The organism is Neobacillus sp. (assembly GCF_031988165.1).
Classification (GTDB): domain Bacteria; phylum Bacillota; class Bacilli; order Bacillales; family Cytobacillaceae; genus Neobacillus; species Neobacillus rhizosphaerae.
Map to the genome: position 1 here is coordinate 158,786 of NZ_DALZYO010000001.1, position 17,850 is coordinate 176,635.

The following is a 17,850-nucleotide window of genomic DNA, read 5'->3' on the forward strand; positions in this document are numbered from 1 at the left end:
TTTTTTTTCATAAAGCACTATTGGAAAAAATTTCTTCACTCCTGTTTTGAATAATTCCCTACAGTTTGGGAATGAATATTTTGGGAGGAGTGAAAATTTTAATGAATAATATTAAAAATTGGACAAAGCGGTTTGCGATGGTCGCCCTATTTATTATGGCATTATTTGCAACCTTCCAATCCATATCTGGAGTAAATGCGCAATTGCTCATTACTCATTTAACGGCTCTGGTCTCGTCAAACCAAACTGTTTCGGGAACACAACCATCATTAGAGGATTCTATTGATTGGTCGAAGTATCCTAAGCATACAGTTACTGCTACTGGCTATACAGCGGGAGTGGAATCTACTGGAAAAAGAAAAGGCCATCCGGAATACGGGATTACCTACTCAGGAGTAAAAGTTAAGCGTGATTTATTTTCAACTATAGCAGCAGATTTAACCGTTTTTCCTATTGGTACCATCCTATTTATCCCTGAGTACGGCTATGGAGTGGTTGCTGATAAAGGGGGGGCTATTAAGGGTGACAGACTGGACCTTTATTATGAAACCGTTGAAGATGTTTATACTAAATGGGGTAAAAAAAAGCTAGATGTTTATATTGTTGAAAAAGGTAATGGGAAACTAACCGAGGAAGCATTAAAAGCGTTAAATGAAGATAAAGCGATGCAAGTATTTCGCCAACAGTATATAAGCTCTGAAAAAAGATAAGGACAGGCCTCTAGCCTGTTTTTCTTTTTTGTGGTTATGGAAGTGAACTTCTTTTTCCCTTAAAATGAGAATAAATCATTGTTGAAATAAAGGGGAAGGGATTTTCATGGATCATTACCCAATTGAATACTATGAGTTTTTTGTCAGCTTTAATGAAGGGGATTATTACACTTGCCATGATTTACTCGAAGAAATGTGGATGACTGATAAGGATAACTTGTTTTTAAAGGGCCTTCTACAAATGAGTGTAGCGATCTACCATTATGAGTATGGAAATGTTAAAGGAGCAAGGATGATGATGCAAACAGCCCATGACTATCTGCAAGCCTACCGCCCGAAATTTTGGGGATTGGATTTAGAAAAGGTCTATCCATTCATTGAACAATGCCAAAACCTTTTTCCAAAGAATATCGACCGGGTACCGTTTGAAAGTGTGGGAAATTTGCCCCAGCTGCCTCGATTGCTGTTATACATGGAAAATGATTAGTTAGTCGAAATAATCACGCATTTTCGGTATAATAAATTCGTATAATACGGAGGTGTTGTGGAAATGTTTCATGTAATAAAAGAATTCGATCTGGCAACTGTTCATGAAGGATTGGTCATCGGTCTTTTGGACAAACCGGAAAAATTTTCGGGATCTTTGGCCAAGCTGGATACACAATTTAATGGTCAGCTTACAGAGCTAGTAAAATCAGGTGATATTTCGGCTAAGTTAAAAAGTATCAGTAAGGTACATAGCTTCGGAAAAATTGGTTCAAAACGGATATGGTTTGTCGGACTTGGAAAAGAAAAGGATTTAACCTTTGACAAACTAAAAGAGTCATTTGGCAAACTGTTTAAGGATGTCAAAGCAAGCAAGCTAGAGGAAACAGCCATTTATTTAGATTCGTTTGTTACGGAGAAACTTGATGGATTGGATGCCGCACATGCATTAAGTGAAGCGTTTGCCTTAGCAACTTACCAATTTGAGGGGTATAAGCAAAAGTCAAATGAACCCGAGAGAAAACTGGAGAACCTCACTGTTTATAGTGAAGCATTCGTAGCAGAGGATGTACAGGTCTCATTAACGGTTGGTAATGTATTTGGTCAGGGAACGAATTCTGCAAGAACACTGGTTAACATCCCTGGTAATTTACTGACAGCTACTGATATGGCTAACTATGCAGTCAATCTAGCTTCCAGATATGAGTTTGAAGTGGAAATTTTGGACAAAACGGAAATTGAAAAGCTCGGTATGGGTGCCTTCTTAGCCGTTAACCAAGGTTCAACTGAGCCACCTAAAATGATTGTCCTGAAATATCAAGGAAGAGATGAATGGACAGATGTTATCGGTTTAGTTGGAAAAGGAATCACCTTTGATACAGGAGGTTATTCCATTAAAACAAAAGCTGGTATTGTCGGGATGAAAACCGATATGGGCGGAGCAGCTGCAGTTCTTGGGGCAATGGAAATTATCGGTGAAACTAGACCTGAGCAAAATGTAGTTGCTGTCATTCCATCTACAGACAATATGATCAGTGGTAATGCCTTTAAGCCTGATGATGTGATTACATCAATGAGCGGTAAAACAATCGAGGTTTTAAATACGGATGCCGAAGGACGACTTGTGTTAGCGGATGCAGTTACGTATGCCAAGCACCATGGGGCAGAATATTTAGTGGATATTGCTACATTAACAGGTGGAGTTATCACTGCCCTCGGCCTGCATACAACTGGAGCCATGACGAATCATGAATTCTTATATGAACAAGTTTTGGAAGCTTCGATGGAGGCTGGCGAGCAAATGTGGCAATTGCCATTGTTTGAAAGTGAAAAGGAACGTGTAAGAAACAGTAAGGTTGCTGATTTAAATAATTCCCCTGGCAGTGAAGGCCATGCGATTGTCGCTGGTGCATTTATTGGCGAATTTGCTGAAGGAACTCCATGGGTTCATTTAGATATTGCCGGAACAGCTACCACTTCGAAAGCATATGACCTTGGTCCTGCAGGAGCAACAGGAGTCATGACCCGTACGCTTGCCCTGTTTGTTGAACGGTTTGAACCAATTGAAAAATAACATCATGGCCACCGAATTCTCCGGTGGCTTTGTTTCTTGTTATTGAAAAAAAGGCATAGAAATTTAGTTGAAATACAGGTTATCTTGGAAATACCCCGAATCTGAGACAATTTATCCCCAATACCAATTATATATTTTATACAGGACGGTTCAGTTCATTCTTCGCACTTAAGATGTGCTACCTTTACGATTTAGCCCACTCAAACCTCTTCCCTTTCGCATATGAAATAGTGTAGGCAAGTATCGCAGAAAAAAGGAGGTAATGCGGCATGTACCCTTATCGAAGCCCGTACCCTGGTGATCAAAGATTTATAGGATTTCTTGGTTGGCCATTAGCAATAGGGGGGCTCAGCTTTTTAGGGGGGTTATTGGGAGGCGGTTTAGGTGCTTCTTTTGCCACTCGTCCATTATACGGCTACCCTGGTGGCTATGGCTATCCACCACCAGTAGGATACCCTCCAGTAGGATACCCTCCAGTAGGATATCCACCTCCGGGTTATCCAGGTTATTATTAATCATAAAGTTAAAAACAGCACTTGTGGCTGTTTTTTTCTGATTCAAGAGTTAGTTAAAAGGGAAAATCAAGTAAAAAGGAGAATAGGTTATAGGTGAAGTCAAATTACATAGCGGAGGGATGGAAATGATCGAAAACACATTGATTGAAGCCTTAGGTATTGAAATAACCCATTTAGGAGAGGGAAAAGTTGTTGCGACCATGCCAGTTGATGGAAGGACCCGCCAGCCATTCGGTTTACTACATGGAGGGGCATCCGTTGCCCTAGCAGAAACGGTTGCAAGTATTGGGGCGTATGAATTAGTGGATAAAGAAACGGAAGCAGTTGCAGGCCTTGAGATTAATGCGAATCATGTCCGTCCAAAAACGGAGGGGGTTGTCACTGCAATTGGAACCGTTCTGCATCAAGGGAAAACAACAATGGTTTGGGATATTAAAATTACCGATGAGCAGGACCGCCTCATTTGTGTTGCAAGATGTACAATGGCTGTAATGAAACTAAAAAAATAAGATAGTTTCATTTTAAAAGAATGGATATTTACCATTCTTTTTTAGTTTATTATTGAAAAATTGAAAAAATTATCACTGAATTCATGTTATAATGAAAGAAATAAAAAATAGCAAAATAGCACAATTTTTTGTACAGGTTTCTTTATATAATGGTATTAAGGATGGATTAGTTAAGGTGGTGAAATGATGAAGGAAAGAAGGCAATATTTATTCATTGATTTTGAGTTTACGATGCCAGAACGAAATATTCGAACGAAAGACTTTTTCGCGGAAATCATTGAAGTTGGAATCGTTGCGGTCGTTGATAATGAGGTTATCGAGCAATTTTCATCCTTTGTTTCTCCCCGTAAATACCCGAAACTATCAGAACGCTGTAAATCATTCTTACATATTTCACAGCAGCAGGTTGACAAAGGGCTGTCGATTTATGAACTGGTAAAAAAATTGGAGGAATTCAATAAAAATCATTATGAGACAACCATTGTAACTTGGGGAAATATGGATATGAAAGTGCTTAGGCATAATTGCTTAGAAGCGGGCATTAATTTTCCATTTAACAACGGTAAAGAATTAGATTTATCAATGGAGTATAAAAGGTTTTTTGGTGACCAAAATCAAACTGGTTTATGGAAGGCTGTTCAGGAATATGGAAAAGAAGGAACAGGCAGACATCACCGGGCACTCGATGATGCATTGACTACCTATAATATATTCAAACTCGTTGAAAAGGATAAACGCTATTTAGAAAAACCAGAGCCAACGACGATTGGTGACAGAATTGATTTTTCTAAACTATTAAATGAATTCGCATAAAAGGCCAAATCATTAAACTTGATTTGGCCTTTTATGTTAACTAAATTTATAATCTTTTTCGAGGGTTTCAAGCGCTTTTATACTCATTTCAGCAAACTGTGATGTGGTCTCCGCTAGATCCGTTTTCATTTTTTCTACGGCCTTCTTTAAGGATTCCTGATAGTCAGGGATTTCACTCTCAAAGTGTTTAACCATTTGTTTTGGAATATTAGCTTGTTCTCTAAAGGAGAGAGCGCGTCTCTCATGAAAAATAAGTACATCTGCGTCTTTTGGATTGTGTAAGTCACCCTGCATTGGATGTTTAATTACCGCTAGGACTCTTACTAAATAATGCTGCGGGCGTACCTCTGTTAGTTCTCCGATATATTTTCCTGTCTTATAGATTGCTGTGACAGTCTCACCAACCTGAAATTCCTCCATCATGATCACTCCTGACTACTATTTTTTCTTATTCTACTTCTTCCATTCTATAATGAATTATTGTAAATTAAAAACAAAGTGCAAAAAAACAAATTTTCGGTTAAAGTGTAAAAATGGAGGGATGATAAATGAGAAAGAAATGGCAAATGCTATTTACATTATTGACGATTGTTCTAGTCTTGGCAGCATGTGGGACAAGCACGAAGAAAGAAGAAGCAAAATCGAAAACGTCCACGCCAAAAACAGAACAGAAGGAAGGGGATCAACAAGTGTCAAATGCAGTCTATCCTCAGCTTTCCACAGAGGTATCAGAAAATGAGAAACTCATTGAAATGGAAACATCGATGGGAAACATTAAAATCAAATTATTCCCTGAATATGCTCCGAAAGCAGTAGAGAACTTTGTGAAGCATAGTGAAGCGGGATACTATGATGGACTCACTTTTCATAGAGTCATTAAAGATTTTATGATTCAAGGTGGAGATCCGAATGGTAACGGAACTGGTGGTGAGAGCATTTGGGGGAAACCATTCGAAGATGAATTCTCGAAAAATCTTTATAATCTGCGCGGTGCCTTGTCAATGGCTAATTCAGGCTCAAACACTAATGGAAGCCAGTTCTTCATCGTTCAAAGCACGAAACTCGATGATTCGATGAAGTCGCAAATGGAGAAGGCAGGGTATCCGAAGGAAATTATTGCTGCTTATGAAAATGGCGGAACTCCATGGCTTGACCATAAGCATACTGTTTTTGGCCAAGTGATTGAGGGAATGGATGTCGTGGATAAGATTGCCGACACACCAGTAGCTGCCCAGGATCATCCAGAAAAAGATGTCATCATTAAAAAGATTAAAGTTTTAAAATAAGTGAATGGTCTCGGAATGATTCATTGGTATGAAACGTTTTTTGTTGCTATAATTAACACTTGAGTAGTTCCTTTAAAGAAAGGGAGAAAAGAAATGTTTCTACCATCCGTACTATCCATGTTTCTATACTTTCCAGAAGATAAATCAGAATATATTCCAGCCGTGATTAGTCTGACCATTTTTATGATTGGTGCAGTGTTTACGATGCGCTTCATCATAAAAGTTTCAAAACGTGAGGCACAAAAGGCAAAGGAATTTGAAGAACAATTAAAAAATCAAGATCATACACAACGGAACAGTTAAAAAAAACTGTTCTTTTTTTGTGGAAAAGGGGCGGAGCGCCGCAAAAATGAATCACTTTAACCAGTTAAAGTGAAATACCCATTTCACTAGACGAAAGATGTGAAGTCGAGCTCTGCTCTCACCGCCTTTATTAGGTTGGTACTTTAATTAATAATAGTTTCAAAGTAGTTGGTAACGAGAGTCAGCATTTACATTGTGTATTCTTTAGTACCATATCGAACATTGAATAGCGCAATCTTGGTTGGTTTATACTAAAGGCAAATTGTCTTTAGTGGGGGGAATACCAATGAAGAAAACCTGGATGATGATTCCGCTACTTATGCTGACAGGCTGTATGGAAAAGAACATCAAAAAGATTAATGTTGAAATGTTTAATGCAGTCGGAGATTCACTCGGGACGGTAGAAATGGCTGAACAGTCCAGCGGTGTTAAAATGACCGTGAATTTGAAGGGGCTGTCTCCTGGGGAACACGCGATCCATATTCACGAAAAGGGAAAATGTATGGCACCAGATTTCAAATCTGCCGGGAACCATTTTAATCCTGAAAAGAAGGAGCATGGACTTTTGCACCCAAAGGGTGCTCATGCGGGTGACCTACCGAATTTAATAGTAGACGATGACGGGTCGGTTAAGGCGGACTTAATGGCACCAAATGTCACGTTAAAGGAAGGAAAAAAATCACTTTTAACAAAAGAGGGTACTTCGATTGTCGTTGATGAATCAAAGGATGATGGCATGACCCAGCCGGCAGGGGATTCAGGTAAGCGAATTGCCTGTGGTGAAATTTCTAAAGATAAAAATAAAGCAGGACAAAGGAAAGCTCAGGATGAAAACAAATAGGCTTTAACTGATGCGTAGCGCCTTTAATTTTTGTTACAAATTAAGTGAAAATAAATTTATAAGATGTAGAACCATTTGCTGGTTCTATTTTTTTTGCCTATTTTTTTAAATTTGGAAAGAATCTCAATTTACATGGGTGAAAATCTATGCTCATCCAAATAAGCAGACATACACTATCATGAGACTTTTAGGAGGCGATTTCATGACAGAAAGACAAATGCCGGGCGGTTTCCAAGGGCAACCTGGTCAACAAATGGGCTATCCACAAATGCCGGGCGGTTATCCACAAATGCCTGGCGGCTATCCACAAATGGGTGGTTATCCACATACAGGCTATCCACAAATGGGAGGGTACCCGTACACTGGTCATCCTCATATGGGGGGGTACCCACATCATGGGCATTATCACCATGGTGGCTATCCATACGGAATGGGCGGTTTTCCACAAACCGGTTTCCCTCAAGGAATGGGTGGGTTTCCACAAACCGGTCAGGGTCAAATGACGATGCCATATGGGCAGAGAAAAGAAAAGAAGTAAGTTTTTTCTCCCACATTAACGGGCAGTAAGAGCCCTGCTTCAAGACTGTGAAGGAACTAAAAAGGATAAGTGGGATATCAGCCGCCCGTAAAAGCCTGATTGGTTCAACCAACAATCACTGTGAGTTGGAAAAAAACACTGATCGAAGTTTCACTTTACCGGTCAAGCTACCTGTTCCTTCAACTGAAGGAGCAGGTTTTAATTTTTTTATCATTCAGTTTCCTTGATTTATCGTACAGTATTAACGAAAATAGAAGCATGTAAAATACTAATGGAAACAAATAGGAGTGCAAAGACAATGGAAAACAAACTGTATTATCAGGATGCTTACATCACAACCTTTTCAGCGATGGTAGAAAAGCAAGCGCAGGACACCGCAGGAAATTGGTATGTGGTGTTAAATCAAACCGCCTTTTATCCGACTGGAGGTGGACAACCCTACGACCTGGGAACAATCGAAAATAGAATGGTCGTAAATGTTGAAGAAATCGAAGGGGAAATTCGCCATTACCTTGAGGAGCCATTAATTGACAAGGATAAAGAAATAAGTGCTGTGATTGATTGGAAAAGGCGATTTGATCACATGCAGCAACACGCCGGTCAGCATATTCTTTCTGCGGCTTTTGAACAATTATTCGATTATAAGACGGTCAGCTTTCACTTAGGTGAAGAAATCGTAACGATTGATTTAGAGACTGACGCATTATCTGAACGTGAGGTTAAGAGGGTAGAAGAGCTCGCCAATCAAATGATTTTGGAAAATCGGCCGATTGAAACAAAATGGGTAAATGAGGAGGAGATGTCCCTCTATTCATTACGAAAAGAAACAAAAGTAAAAGACAACATCAGGCTAGTGATTATTCCTGATTTTGATGTTAACGGCTGTGGCGGGACCCACCCGAAGGCAACTGGTGAGGTAAGGGCGATAAAAATATTAGATTGGGAAAGGCAACGGAAAAACATCCGTGTCCAATTTATCTGCGGTGAACGGGTTTTGACCCAATTTGGTCAGAAGCAAAGAGTGCTGCTTGAGTTAACGAAGCAGTTAAATGCTCCAGAACTAGGGATGGAACAGGCGGTAAGACGGATGATTGAGAACGGAAAAACACTGGAAAAGGAACTGGAAACCTATCAAGACCAATTGCTGAAATATGAAGCGAGAGATTTACTAGATAAAAATAAGAACAAGATTGTGAGTGAAGTGTTTCAAAATCGGACGATTCAAGAGCTTCAGAAACTGGCTCGAACCATCATCTCAGAAGAGGAACAAACATTGGTTTTATTCGTTTCCGAAAATGAAAATCGCCTCCAGCTCGTTTGTGCCAGGGGACAAGCCCGCTCGGAAAATATGAAAACGGTACTTGGTTCTGCTCTTCCTCTTATAAATGGAAAGGGGGGAGGAAATGACTCATTTGCCCAGGGGGGTGGCGAAACATTGCTGACAGGTCGGCATATGTTAGAACAATTGCTACATAGCGTAAATTAAAAACTGGCCTCCAAATCTGGAGGCCAGTTTTTAGCTAAAAGGAAAGGATAAATTCAACTACGCCTCTGTCTTCGACCTATCGGACTAACTAATCTGCGAGTTTTCATTTAACAAATCATAATAGGAGTTTCGTTCCTTAGTTCATAAATTCGGCCATAAACCTTAATAGATAGGGAGTCACCGCTCACCCATTTTTTTAAGATCTAGATATTTTTAAAAGGATTCTAGGTTCATCGAAGAGTAGTTTTAAAAAATTTCATATATAATATAGCTATATTGAAATTTTTTTTACACCTTGAAGGGATGGTTTAGATTGGAAAAACAACAAGTAGGGGTCGTCGGAGTTGGAGTAATGGGAAGAAGTTTGGCATTAAATTTTGAAGGCAAGGGCTTCCCGGTCTCAGTGTACGACCTATCAGCAGAGAAAGTTAATGAAATTTTAGAACAAAATAAAGGAAAAAAAATAGTTGGAACGACAAATATTGAAGAATTTGTCCAATCATTAGAAAGTCCGCGAAAAATATTACTAATGGTTAATGCCGGAGTAATTACTGATAAAGCAATTGAATCACTGCTTCCCTATTTAGCAAAAGGTGATATACTCATCGATGGCGGAAACAGCTACTATCAAGATACGATACGAAGGAATAAGGACCTTGCTGAAAAGGAAATTTTATTCATTGGTGCAGGAGTATCGGGAGGAGAAGAGGGTGCATTAACTGGCCCGTCTATCATGCCAAGCGGACAAATGGAAGCATATGATGCGGTAGGACCCCTGTTAACGGCTATTTCTGCCAAGGTGAACGGAGATCCATGCTGTACATATATTGGTCCGAATGGTGCAGGACACTATGTAAAGATGGTGCATAACGGCATTGAATATGCCGATATACAATTAATTTGTGAGGCTTATCATATAATGAAAGCACTGCTTGGTTTGACTACAGGGGAGCTTCATGAAGTGTTTAAGGAATGGAATCAAGGGGAGCTTGATAGTTATTTAATAGAAATTACAGCCGATATTTTTACAAAAATAGATCCTGAAACAGGTAAGCCGTTAGTAGATGTCATTCTTGATACAGCTGGACAAAAAGGAACCGGAAAATGGACAAGTCAAAGTGCCCTTGATTTAGCTGTGCCGCTGTCGATTATTACCGAATCTGTTTTCTCCCGCTTTCTGTCGGCGATGAAGGATGAACGTGAGCGTGCAAGTAAAGTATTAAGGGGCCCATCAAACAATAAATTTGACGGTAATAAGAAGGATTTTATCGAGTTGCTTCGAAAAACCTTGTACCTCAGTAAGATCATTTCTTATGCTCAGGGCTTTGCTCAATTGAAAAAGGCTTCTGAAGAATATGATTGGAATCTAAGACCGGGAGAAATAGCAATGATTTTCCGCGGAGGCTGTATTATTCGAGCGGCCTTCTTGCAAGATATTAAAGATGCCTACGATCGTCATCCAGACTTGGATAATTTATTAATGGATTCCTATTTTCAAACGATTGTCGCCGATTATCAGGATGCAGCAAGAGAAGTAGTCTCGATTGCTATCAAAGCTGGAATACCTGTGCCCGGCTTTTCTAGTGCCCTTGCTTATTATGACAGCTACCGCTCAGAGGTCCTACCTGCCAACTTACTCCAAGCCCAAAGGGATTATTTTGGGGCTCATACGTATCAAAGAGTTGATCGGGAGGGTACTTTCCACACAGAATGGTTGGAAAAATAATGGACCTGTCAAATCCAGAGTCTGGTTTTTAATTGGGTAATTTTGTATAATCGAATAAGAAGAGTGAGAGGGTGAGTGAAATGGGATTTTTAGATGGCTTAATGGGTAATGCCTCAGAGATTAATGCCGCCGAGGTTCAAAGGGAATTTGCGAGAATACTTGCACCAAATGAGAGTATTGAAAAAGCGTATAAGTTAATCCGCGACCTGTTTATTTTTTCGAATAAACGCTTAATCCTTGTAGATAAGCAGGGGTTAACGGGGAAAAAGGTGGAGTATCATTCGATTCCTTATAAAAGCATCACCCATTTCAGTATTGAAACGAACGGTAACTTTGATTTAGAAGCGGAACTGAAGATTTGGATCTCCGGAAATGCCCTTCCTTTGCAAAAACAATTTAACAAAAACTTAAATATTTATGAGCTTCAAAGTGTTTTAGCTGAATACGTATTGAAATAAATAAGAAAAGCACAAGCTTCCTTTGCGCGGCGTATGGACTGGAGCACTTTGACTTATTGTAGGGAAAAGGGCGAAGTACACTAGCCGCTGGGCGCTGGAGCTGGACAATTCTCAAAGTCGAAAATTTTATACTTTCTTATCTCATGAAAAAGACGAGCAATAAGCCCGTCTTTTTACTTATTTTAGAGCCTTTTTCAATCGCTCCAGCCCTTCTAATAGATCCGCTTTAGGGCAGGCGATATTCATGCGGAGAAAACCTTCACCGCCAGGTCCATATTTAGTTCCTGGTTCGAGTGCCAGTTTCCCTTTTTGGATAAGAGAATTGTGTAATTCTTTGTCACTTAAACCTAGTTTTCTGCAATCAAGCCATAGGAGATAGGTTCCTTCCGGTTCGATGCAGTTAATTTCAGGCAGGTGCTCCCTTAGGTATGTGAAGGCAAACTCTTTGTTTTCTTGTAAATAATCGATCAGGTCCTCGAGCCATGCTTCACCTTCACGGTATGCCGCTTCCATCCCAATAATGCCAAATGTATTTATTGTGAAAAATCCTTGTCGTTTTAACGTTTCATTAAATTGGCTTCGTAATTTCTCGTTTTTGATAATAACTGCTGAGGCCTGCAATCCGGCGAGATTAAACGTTTTGCTTGGGGCAATAAGGGTAATCACACGTTCAGACAGTTCGTCGCTTAAAGAAGCTATTGGTTGATGTTGAAAGTTTTTATAAATTATATCGGAATGAATTTCATCGGAAAGAATAAGACAATTGTATTCTAAGCATAACGCACCAATTTTTAATAACTCATCTTTTGTCCAAACTCTGCCACTAGGATTGTGCGGACTGCATAATATGAAAAGTTTGCAGCCTTCTTGTAAAGCTTTTTCAAAGCGGACGAAGTCAATCTCATATTTTCCATTTACGAGCGTTAACGGCGAATTCACCACTGTCCGGTTGTTTTTATTAATCATTTCGAAAAATGGGGTATAGACCGGCGATTGTAGTAAAACTCGGTCTCCCTCTTTGGTAAACGTTTGGATTGCGGCACTGATTGCTTGAACAACACCGCTGCAGTAAAATCTTCTTCTCCATAGATTTCCTTCGTTAACTCCCATTTGACTGATGACGTCTTTAAACGGTCAATCTTCTCATTAAATATCGACATACCTTCACCCCTGTAATTTTTAATGCTGTCTATTCTTATGATAAAATATTTTCATTAAATGTGAAAATAATAGGAGCTAAACGATGAGAAAAGAAATTCAAAATAATTTGCAGTACGTTGATGTTTTAAATGAATGGAATCCCTTTGATTTGAAAAATGGAAGCTATGAAACGGAAATTGCTGATGTGATCCAAGCCATCCATGAACTTGATGATGCTGGTAAATTGGCCAAGAGAATCCAAACGATATATGAATTTTCATTTGAAAAAATAATTCCGATGCGCCACTGCTTAAAAATGGCCGATGATTTATTATTCATCAAAGCGAACGAATCTTGCTCGATTTAATGAAAAAAAGCGGACATACCAATTATGGTTGTCCACTTCAAAAAGGGGGGAATCCTAGAAAGCTTTATGTTATAAGGTTAGCCAATTTTTTACTATTCTATTCAAGACTTAGAAAAAAATAAAAAAAGCGGTACACTCTACCGCTTTGCAAGCTTCATTATTATGGGACATTAATCGTTAGGTGAGGAGTTTGTATGAACCTGGTTGTGCTGTAATAACTCTGATGCAGGGATATCAAGAACAGTGGACAATTTTAAGATGGTCTGACTGCTTGGAATTTGTTCCCCAGCTTCATATTTCTCGATCGTTTGTGTTCCCACTCTAACCTTTTGTGCCAACTCCTGCTGGGTCATATTACGCATTTCACGGACAGTTTTAATAGTGTGGCCGATTGAATTCATACTGGTCACCTCTCTTAGAAAGGATAGTTACTCACTATTAGTATATCATTAGATAGTTTGATCTTATTATTCCTGTTGTGAACAATTTGTTAAGAAGTTCTGATGAATTTCTGATCCATATCGGGAGAACTTGGTTTTCTTAGACAATCAGAATTTTATATCAGAGAACTTTGAGAAATGTCTAGCTCCTTCGCCACTAATCGGGGGCTTCCGCTTTTCTTGTGACAAGCTTTTTTGCTTAATCCTAAATATTGTGATATAATCTTTTAATGCGTATATAAGGGATAAATAATTCATTTACTTAGGAGTGTTTTCATGACAGAAAAGATAGAAATAGGCAGTGTTTTAACAGGTAAGGTAACGGGAATTCAAGCTTACGGAGCGTTCGTAGCACTAGATGAATCTACACAAGGGCTAGTGCATATTTCAGAAATCACGCACGGTTATGTTAAAGATATTAATGAACATCTTAAGGTCGGAGATGAAGTTAACGTTAAGGTGTTATCTGTGGATGAAAGTGCCGGGAAAATTGGCCTTTCGATTCGTGCTACAGAAGAAGCTCCTGTCCAACAAGCGCCTAAAGCTAAGAAGCCGCGCAAGCGCCAAGCAGCTGCAATTATTCCTGAAGCTGAAGGTCAGCAAGGTTTTAACACATTAAAAGATAAGCTCCAAGAATGGATTGACCAATCACAGCGTGAGGAAATTAAAAAATAATGCCATTAGAAGTCTGGGACCTGCTATTGAAGTAGTAGGGACTAGGCTTTTTTTATTTTTAAAAAAAAGTTTTATGGAAGTGTTCATTCTTTATTCAGGCTCGGCTACAATAGAATTGTCTATACATATCTTAGGAATGAAATGGAGGAATGATTTATGCCAACAAACATTAATACAAATGAATTAATTGAAAAAACGGAGAAATATGGTGCCAATAATTATCATCCACTGCCAATTGTCATCTCACGTGCTGAGGGTGTTTGGGTGGAAGACCCTGAAGGCAACAAATACATGGACATGCTGAGTGCCTACTCCGCTGTTAACCAAGGTCATCGCCATCCAAAAATCATTCAGGCACTTAAGGATCAAGCAGATAAGGTTACATTAACCTCACGTGCGTTCCATAATGACCAGCTTGGAATATGGTACGAAAAAGTCTGTCAATTAGCGAATAAAGAAATGGTTCTGCCAATGAACACAGGTGCGGAAGCTGTTGAGACAGCAGTTAAGGCAGCACGGCGTTGGAGCTATGATGTAAAAGGTGTCGCTGAAGACCAAGCAGAGATTATTGCTTGTATCGGAAATTTTCACGGTAGAACCATGACAGCGGTTTCATTATCGTCTGACGCTGAATATAAACGTGGATTTGGGCCAATGCTTCCAGGAATTAAGCTTATTCCTTATGGTGATTTAGAGGCCTTACAAGCAGCCATTACTCCAAACACGGCAGCATTTTTAATTGAACCGATTCAGGGAGAAGCAGGAATTGTCATTCCACCTGAAGGTTTTATCAAGGCAGCCTTTGATGCTTGTAAGAAAAATAATGTCCTGTTTATTGCTGATGAAATTCAAGCAGGTTTGGCGCGTACAGGAAAAATGTTTGCTTGTGAGTGGGAAGGTATTGAACCAGACATGTATATCCTTGGAAAAGCACTTGGAGGCGGTGTGTTCCCAATTTCTTGTGTCGTAGCCAATCGGGATGTTTTAGGCGTATTTAATCCAGGTTCCCACGGTTCAACATTTGGAGGAAATCCGATGGCGTGTGCTGTTTCGATTGCTTCTCTTGATGTACTTGTTGATGAAAAACTTGCCGACAAATCGTTAGAGCTCGGGGAGTATTTTATCAGTAAATTAACAGAGATTAAAAATCCGCTCATTAAAGAAGTACGTGGCCGCGGTTTGTTTATTGGTGTGGAGCTGACGGAAGATGCCCGTAAATATTGTGAGCAATTAAAAGACTATGGACTTTTATGTAAAGAAACACATGACACGGTGATCCGGTTTGCGCCGCCGCTTGTTATCACAAAGGAAGAACTTGATTGGGCAATTGAGCGGATAAACAAAGTATTGGGTTAAAATGAAGTTTTAATCAGTGGGGATCTACTGCCAGTAAATGTAGGGTAAATGTAAAAAACTAGGGGTGCCAAAATGGGGACTACTGATGGAGATGGAAAAGAGAGTTTAAACCTTCTTACATCAACACAGATTGTTATTCACGATGCATTAACAAAACTTGGCTACAACCAAGATATGTACCATTTATTAGAAGAACCTTTAAGAACGATCAACGTCAGGATCCCTGTTCGTATGGACGATGGTTCTACTAAGGTTTTTACAGGTTTCCGTGCCCAGCATAATGATGCGGTTGGACCGACAATGGGTGGTGTCCGCTTTCATCCCCAAATCAATGAAGAAGAAGTAAAGGCTTTATCGATGTGGATGAGCCTGAAATGTGGGATCGCGGATCTACCTTATGGGGGAGGCAAGGGCGGTATTATCTGTAACCCGAGGACGATGTCATCGGGTGAACTTGAACGTTTAAGCCGCGGCTATGTTCGAGCAATCAGCCAAATTGTCGGACCAACAAAGGATATCCCGGCACCAGATATGTATACCAATGCCCAGATTATGGCTTGGATGTTGGACGAATATAGCCGTCTTCGCCAAAATGTCTCGCCCGACTTTATTACAGGTAAGCCACTTGTGCTTGGAGGTTCTGAAGGGCGCGAAACCGCTGGTGCAAAAGGTGTAACCATTTGTATTGAAGAAGCGGCAAAAAAACGAGGAATGCCAATAAAAGGGGCTCGTGTGATTATCCAAGGATTTGGAAATGCCGGCGGTAACATCGCCAAGTTTTTGCATGATTCCGGTGCGAAAATTATTGGGATTTCTGATGTTTATGGGGCCATTTATAATCCGGATGGGTTAAATATTAATTATCTGCTGGAACGTCGTGACAGCTTTGGCACGATCACTACTTTATTCGAAGGTGCGATAACAAACGAAGAACTGCTCGTGAAGGATTGTGATATATTAGTGCCAGCTGCAGTATCCAATCAAATTACAGTTGAAAACGCCGGTAACATTAGAGCTAGTATTGTAGTAGAAGCAGCGAATGGACCTACATCGCTAGAGGCAACAAGGATACTCACAGAGCGCGATATATTGCTAGTGCCAGATGTATTAGCCGGGGCAGGCGGTGTCACTGTTTCTTATTTTGAGTGGGTACAAAATATTCAAGGCTATTATTGGAATGAAGAGGAAATAGCGGAAAAATTACAGATCAAGCTTGTCAAATCCTTCAATGATATTTATGAATTGGCCCAAACCCGAAACGTTAACATGCGCTTAGCCGCTTACATGGTAGGTGTAAGAAAAATAGCAGAGGCATCCTTGTTTAGGGGATGGGTATAAGAAGTCCTTGCATCATCAAATGATGCCGGGATTTCTTTTTTTAATCAAGTTTTTTGCAAATTTACAGATTATCCATAATAATGGAGAATGAAAAGGAAGGTGTTTATTTTGCAAAATTTCACTTTTTGGAATCCGACAAAATTAATTTTTGGAAAAGGTCAGCTTGAACAATTGAAAATAGAAGTACCTCTTTACGGGAAAAAAGTTTTACTTGTTTATGGCGGTGGAAGTATTAAACGAAGCGGCCTTTATGAAAAGGTCACTGGATTATTACATGAAATCGGTGTGGAAGTATTCGAACTTTCCGGAGTGGAACCGAATCCTCGTATTTCAACTGCCCGAAAAGGTGTGGAAATTTGTAAAAAAGAGGGCATTGAATTCCTTCTAGCTGTTGGCGGAGGAAGTGTCATCGACTGCACGAAGCTAATTGCAGCCGGTGCTAAATATGACGGTGATGCCTGGGATTTGGTTATTAAAAAGGCATTTCCTCGTGAAGCATTGCCATTTGGTACCGTATTGACGCTTGCCGCAACTGGTTCAGAAATGAACGCTGGCTCGGTGATTACCAATTGGGAAACAAATGAAAAATACGGTTGGGGAAGTGGCGTAACATACCCGAAATTTTCAATTTTAGATCCAGTTAATACTTATACGGTTCCTCGAGATCAAACGATTTATGGAATTGTTGATATGATGTCACATGTTCTGGAACATTATTTTCACCTAGAGGAAAATACCGATTTTCAGGATCGGATGTGTGAATCGTTACTTATAACTGTAATGGAAACAGCGCCAAAATTGCTGGCAGACCTTGAAAACTATGAACAGAGGGCTACGATTCTTTACAGCGGAACTATGGCATTAAATGGTATTCTAAATATGGGTTATCACGGCGATTGGGCGACCCACAACCTTGAGCATGCGGTATCTGCTGTCTATGACATTCCTCATGGCGGCGGACTGGCTATCCTTTTCCCACACTGGATGGAGCATAACCTAAGCGTGAAACCAGAACGCTTCCAGCAGCTTGCAGTCAGGGTGTTTGGGGTTGACCCTGAAGGGAAAAGTGCGGAAGAAGCGGGACTTGAAGGAATTAGAAAATTACGAGAGTTCTGGAACAGCATTGACGCACCAGCTCGGCTAGCTGATTATAATATTGATGACAGCAAGCTTGAGCTAATGGCTGAAAGAGCGATGGCGAACGGTGAGTTTGGCACTTTTACCAAATTAAATCGTGAAGATGTTTTAGAGATTTATCGGGCATCATTATAATGGAGAGACTCGGGCATT

The 17,850-nt window shown here is 39.9% G+C and carries 21 protein-coding genes; 18 read left to right on the top strand and 3 right to left on the bottom strand.

Annotation, left to right across the window (positions count from 1 at the left end):
* The first annotated feature begins 101 nt into the window (after positions 1 to 101).
* From RTR43_RS00815 to kapD, 6 genes are all read left to right on the top strand, one after another.
* A complete protein-coding gene (locus RTR43_RS00815) occupies positions 102 to 710 on the top strand; it encodes a 3D domain-containing protein (protein WP_312468969.1) in 609 nt (202 codons plus the stop codon).
* 106 nt (positions 711 to 816) lie between these two features.
* Positions 817 to 1,197, top strand: coding sequence for a DUF309 domain-containing protein (locus RTR43_RS00820; RefSeq protein WP_312468970.1), 381 nt, complete (start codon positions 817 to 819; stop codon positions 1,195 to 1,197).
* 63 nt (positions 1,198 to 1,260) lie between these two features.
* Entirely contained in the window at positions 1,261 to 2,769 is a 1,509-nt protein-coding gene (locus tag RTR43_RS00825; RefSeq protein ID WP_312468972.1) for a leucyl aminopeptidase, read from the top strand.
* A 269-nt stretch (positions 2,770 to 3,038) separates the two neighbouring features.
* Positions 3,039 to 3,284: a hypothetical protein gene (locus tag RTR43_RS00830; RefSeq protein ID WP_312468973.1), complete on the top strand. Its 246-nt coding sequence runs from the start codon at positions 3,039 to 3,041 to the stop codon at positions 3,282 to 3,284.
* A gap of 125 nt (positions 3,285 to 3,409) precedes the next feature.
* Positions 3,410 to 3,793: a hotdog fold thioesterase gene (locus RTR43_RS00835; protein WP_396954504.1), complete on the top strand. Its 384-nt coding sequence runs from the start codon at positions 3,410 to 3,412 to the stop codon at positions 3,791 to 3,793.
* A 186-nt stretch (positions 3,794 to 3,979) separates the two neighbouring features.
* On the top strand, positions 3,980 to 4,606 hold the full coding sequence (kapD, locus tag RTR43_RS00840; protein ID WP_312469113.1) for a 3'-5' exonuclease KapD: 627 nt from the start codon (positions 3,980 to 3,982) through the stop codon (positions 4,604 to 4,606).
* 36 nt (positions 4,607 to 4,642) lie between these two features.
* Here the strand turns inward: kapD and kapB are convergent, their stop codons facing one another.
* A complete protein-coding gene (gene kapB / locus RTR43_RS00845; protein WP_312468975.1) occupies positions 4,643 to 5,029 on the bottom strand; it encodes a kinase-associated lipoprotein KapB in 387 nt (128 codons plus the stop codon).
* A 125-nt stretch (positions 5,030 to 5,154) separates the two neighbouring features.
* Here kapB and RTR43_RS00850 point away from each other — a divergent pair, with 125 nt between their 5' ends.
* The 7 genes from RTR43_RS00850 (at position 5,155) to RTR43_RS00880 (ending at position 11,244) form a co-directional block, all read left to right on the top strand.
* A complete protein-coding gene (locus RTR43_RS00850; protein WP_312468976.1) occupies positions 5,155 to 5,892 on the top strand; it encodes a peptidylprolyl isomerase in 738 nt (245 codons plus the stop codon).
* A 93-nt stretch (positions 5,893 to 5,985) separates the two neighbouring features.
* The gene (locus tag RTR43_RS00855) at positions 5,986 to 6,195 is read left to right on the top strand and encodes a hypothetical protein (RefSeq protein ID WP_248734700.1); all 210 of its coding nucleotides are present in this window, start codon (positions 5,986 to 5,988) and stop codon (positions 6,193 to 6,195) included.
* A gap of 286 nt (positions 6,196 to 6,481) precedes the next feature.
* Positions 6,482 to 7,036: a superoxide dismutase family protein gene (locus RTR43_RS00860; RefSeq protein ID WP_312468977.1), complete on the top strand. Its 555-nt coding sequence runs from the start codon at positions 6,482 to 6,484 to the stop codon at positions 7,034 to 7,036.
* Positions 7,037 to 7,238: 202 nt separating this feature from the next.
* Positions 7,239 to 7,574: a hypothetical protein gene (locus RTR43_RS00865; RefSeq protein ID WP_248734698.1), complete on the top strand. Its 336-nt coding sequence runs from the start codon at positions 7,239 to 7,241 to the stop codon at positions 7,572 to 7,574.
* 271 nt (positions 7,575 to 7,845) lie between these two features.
* Positions 7,846 to 9,060: an alanyl-tRNA editing protein gene (locus tag RTR43_RS00870; RefSeq protein WP_312468978.1), complete on the top strand. Its 1,215-nt coding sequence runs from the start codon at positions 7,846 to 7,848 to the stop codon at positions 9,058 to 9,060.
* Between the two features lie 313 nt (positions 9,061 to 9,373).
* Positions 9,374 to 10,786 carry an NADP-dependent phosphogluconate dehydrogenase gene (gene gndA / locus RTR43_RS00875; protein WP_312468979.1) on the top strand — a complete coding sequence of 471 codons (1,413 nt, stop codon included), beginning with the start codon at positions 9,374 to 9,376 and terminating at the stop codon, positions 10,784 to 10,786.
* Between the two features lie 80 nt (positions 10,787 to 10,866).
* Positions 10,867 to 11,244, top strand: a complete 378-nt coding sequence (locus tag RTR43_RS00880) for a PH domain-containing protein (RefSeq protein ID WP_312468980.1) — start codon at positions 10,867 to 10,869, stop codon at positions 11,242 to 11,244.
* 177 nt (positions 11,245 to 11,421) lie between these two features.
* Here the strand turns inward: RTR43_RS00880 and RTR43_RS00885 are convergent, their stop codons facing one another.
* Entirely contained in the window at positions 11,422 to 12,354 is a 933-nt protein-coding gene (locus RTR43_RS00885) for a MalY/PatB family protein (RefSeq protein ID WP_312468981.1), read from the bottom strand.
* Between the two features lie 133 nt (positions 12,355 to 12,487).
* Here RTR43_RS00885 and RTR43_RS00890 point away from each other — a divergent pair, with 133 nt between their 5' ends.
* Positions 12,488 to 12,751, top strand: a complete 264-nt coding sequence (locus RTR43_RS00890) for a DUF1871 family protein (protein WP_312468982.1) — start codon at positions 12,488 to 12,490, stop codon at positions 12,749 to 12,751.
* Between the two features lie 170 nt (positions 12,752 to 12,921).
* Here the strand turns inward: RTR43_RS00890 and RTR43_RS00895 are convergent, their stop codons facing one another.
* Positions 12,922 to 13,152: a helix-turn-helix domain-containing protein gene (locus tag RTR43_RS00895; RefSeq protein WP_396954506.1), complete on the bottom strand. Its 231-nt coding sequence runs from the start codon at positions 13,150 to 13,152 to the stop codon at positions 12,922 to 12,924.
* 315 nt (positions 13,153 to 13,467) lie between these two features.
* Between RTR43_RS00895 and yugI the strand changes: the two genes are divergently transcribed.
* The 4 genes from yugI to RTR43_RS00915 all read left to right on the top strand — a co-directional run bounded on the left by yugI (position 13,468) and on the right by RTR43_RS00915 (position 17,832).
* A complete protein-coding gene (gene yugI / locus RTR43_RS00900) occupies positions 13,468 to 13,866 on the top strand; it encodes a S1 domain-containing post-transcriptional regulator GSP13 (RefSeq protein ID WP_312468984.1) in 399 nt (132 codons plus the stop codon).
* 156 nt (positions 13,867 to 14,022) lie between these two features.
* Positions 14,023 to 15,222 (top strand): ornithine--oxo-acid transaminase, encoded by a 1,200-nt coding sequence (locus RTR43_RS00905; protein ID WP_312468985.1) that lies wholly within the window; start codon positions 14,023 to 14,025, stop codon positions 15,220 to 15,222.
* 72 nt (positions 15,223 to 15,294) lie between these two features.
* A complete protein-coding gene (locus tag RTR43_RS00910) occupies positions 15,295 to 16,560 on the top strand; it encodes a Glu/Leu/Phe/Val family dehydrogenase (RefSeq protein WP_312468986.1) in 1,266 nt (421 codons plus the stop codon).
* Between the two features lie 108 nt (positions 16,561 to 16,668).
* On the top strand, positions 16,669 to 17,832 hold the full coding sequence (locus RTR43_RS00915; RefSeq protein ID WP_312468988.1) for an iron-containing alcohol dehydrogenase: 1,164 nt from the start codon (positions 16,669 to 16,671) through the stop codon (positions 17,830 to 17,832).
* Positions 17,833 to 17,850: the final 18 nt, after the last annotated feature.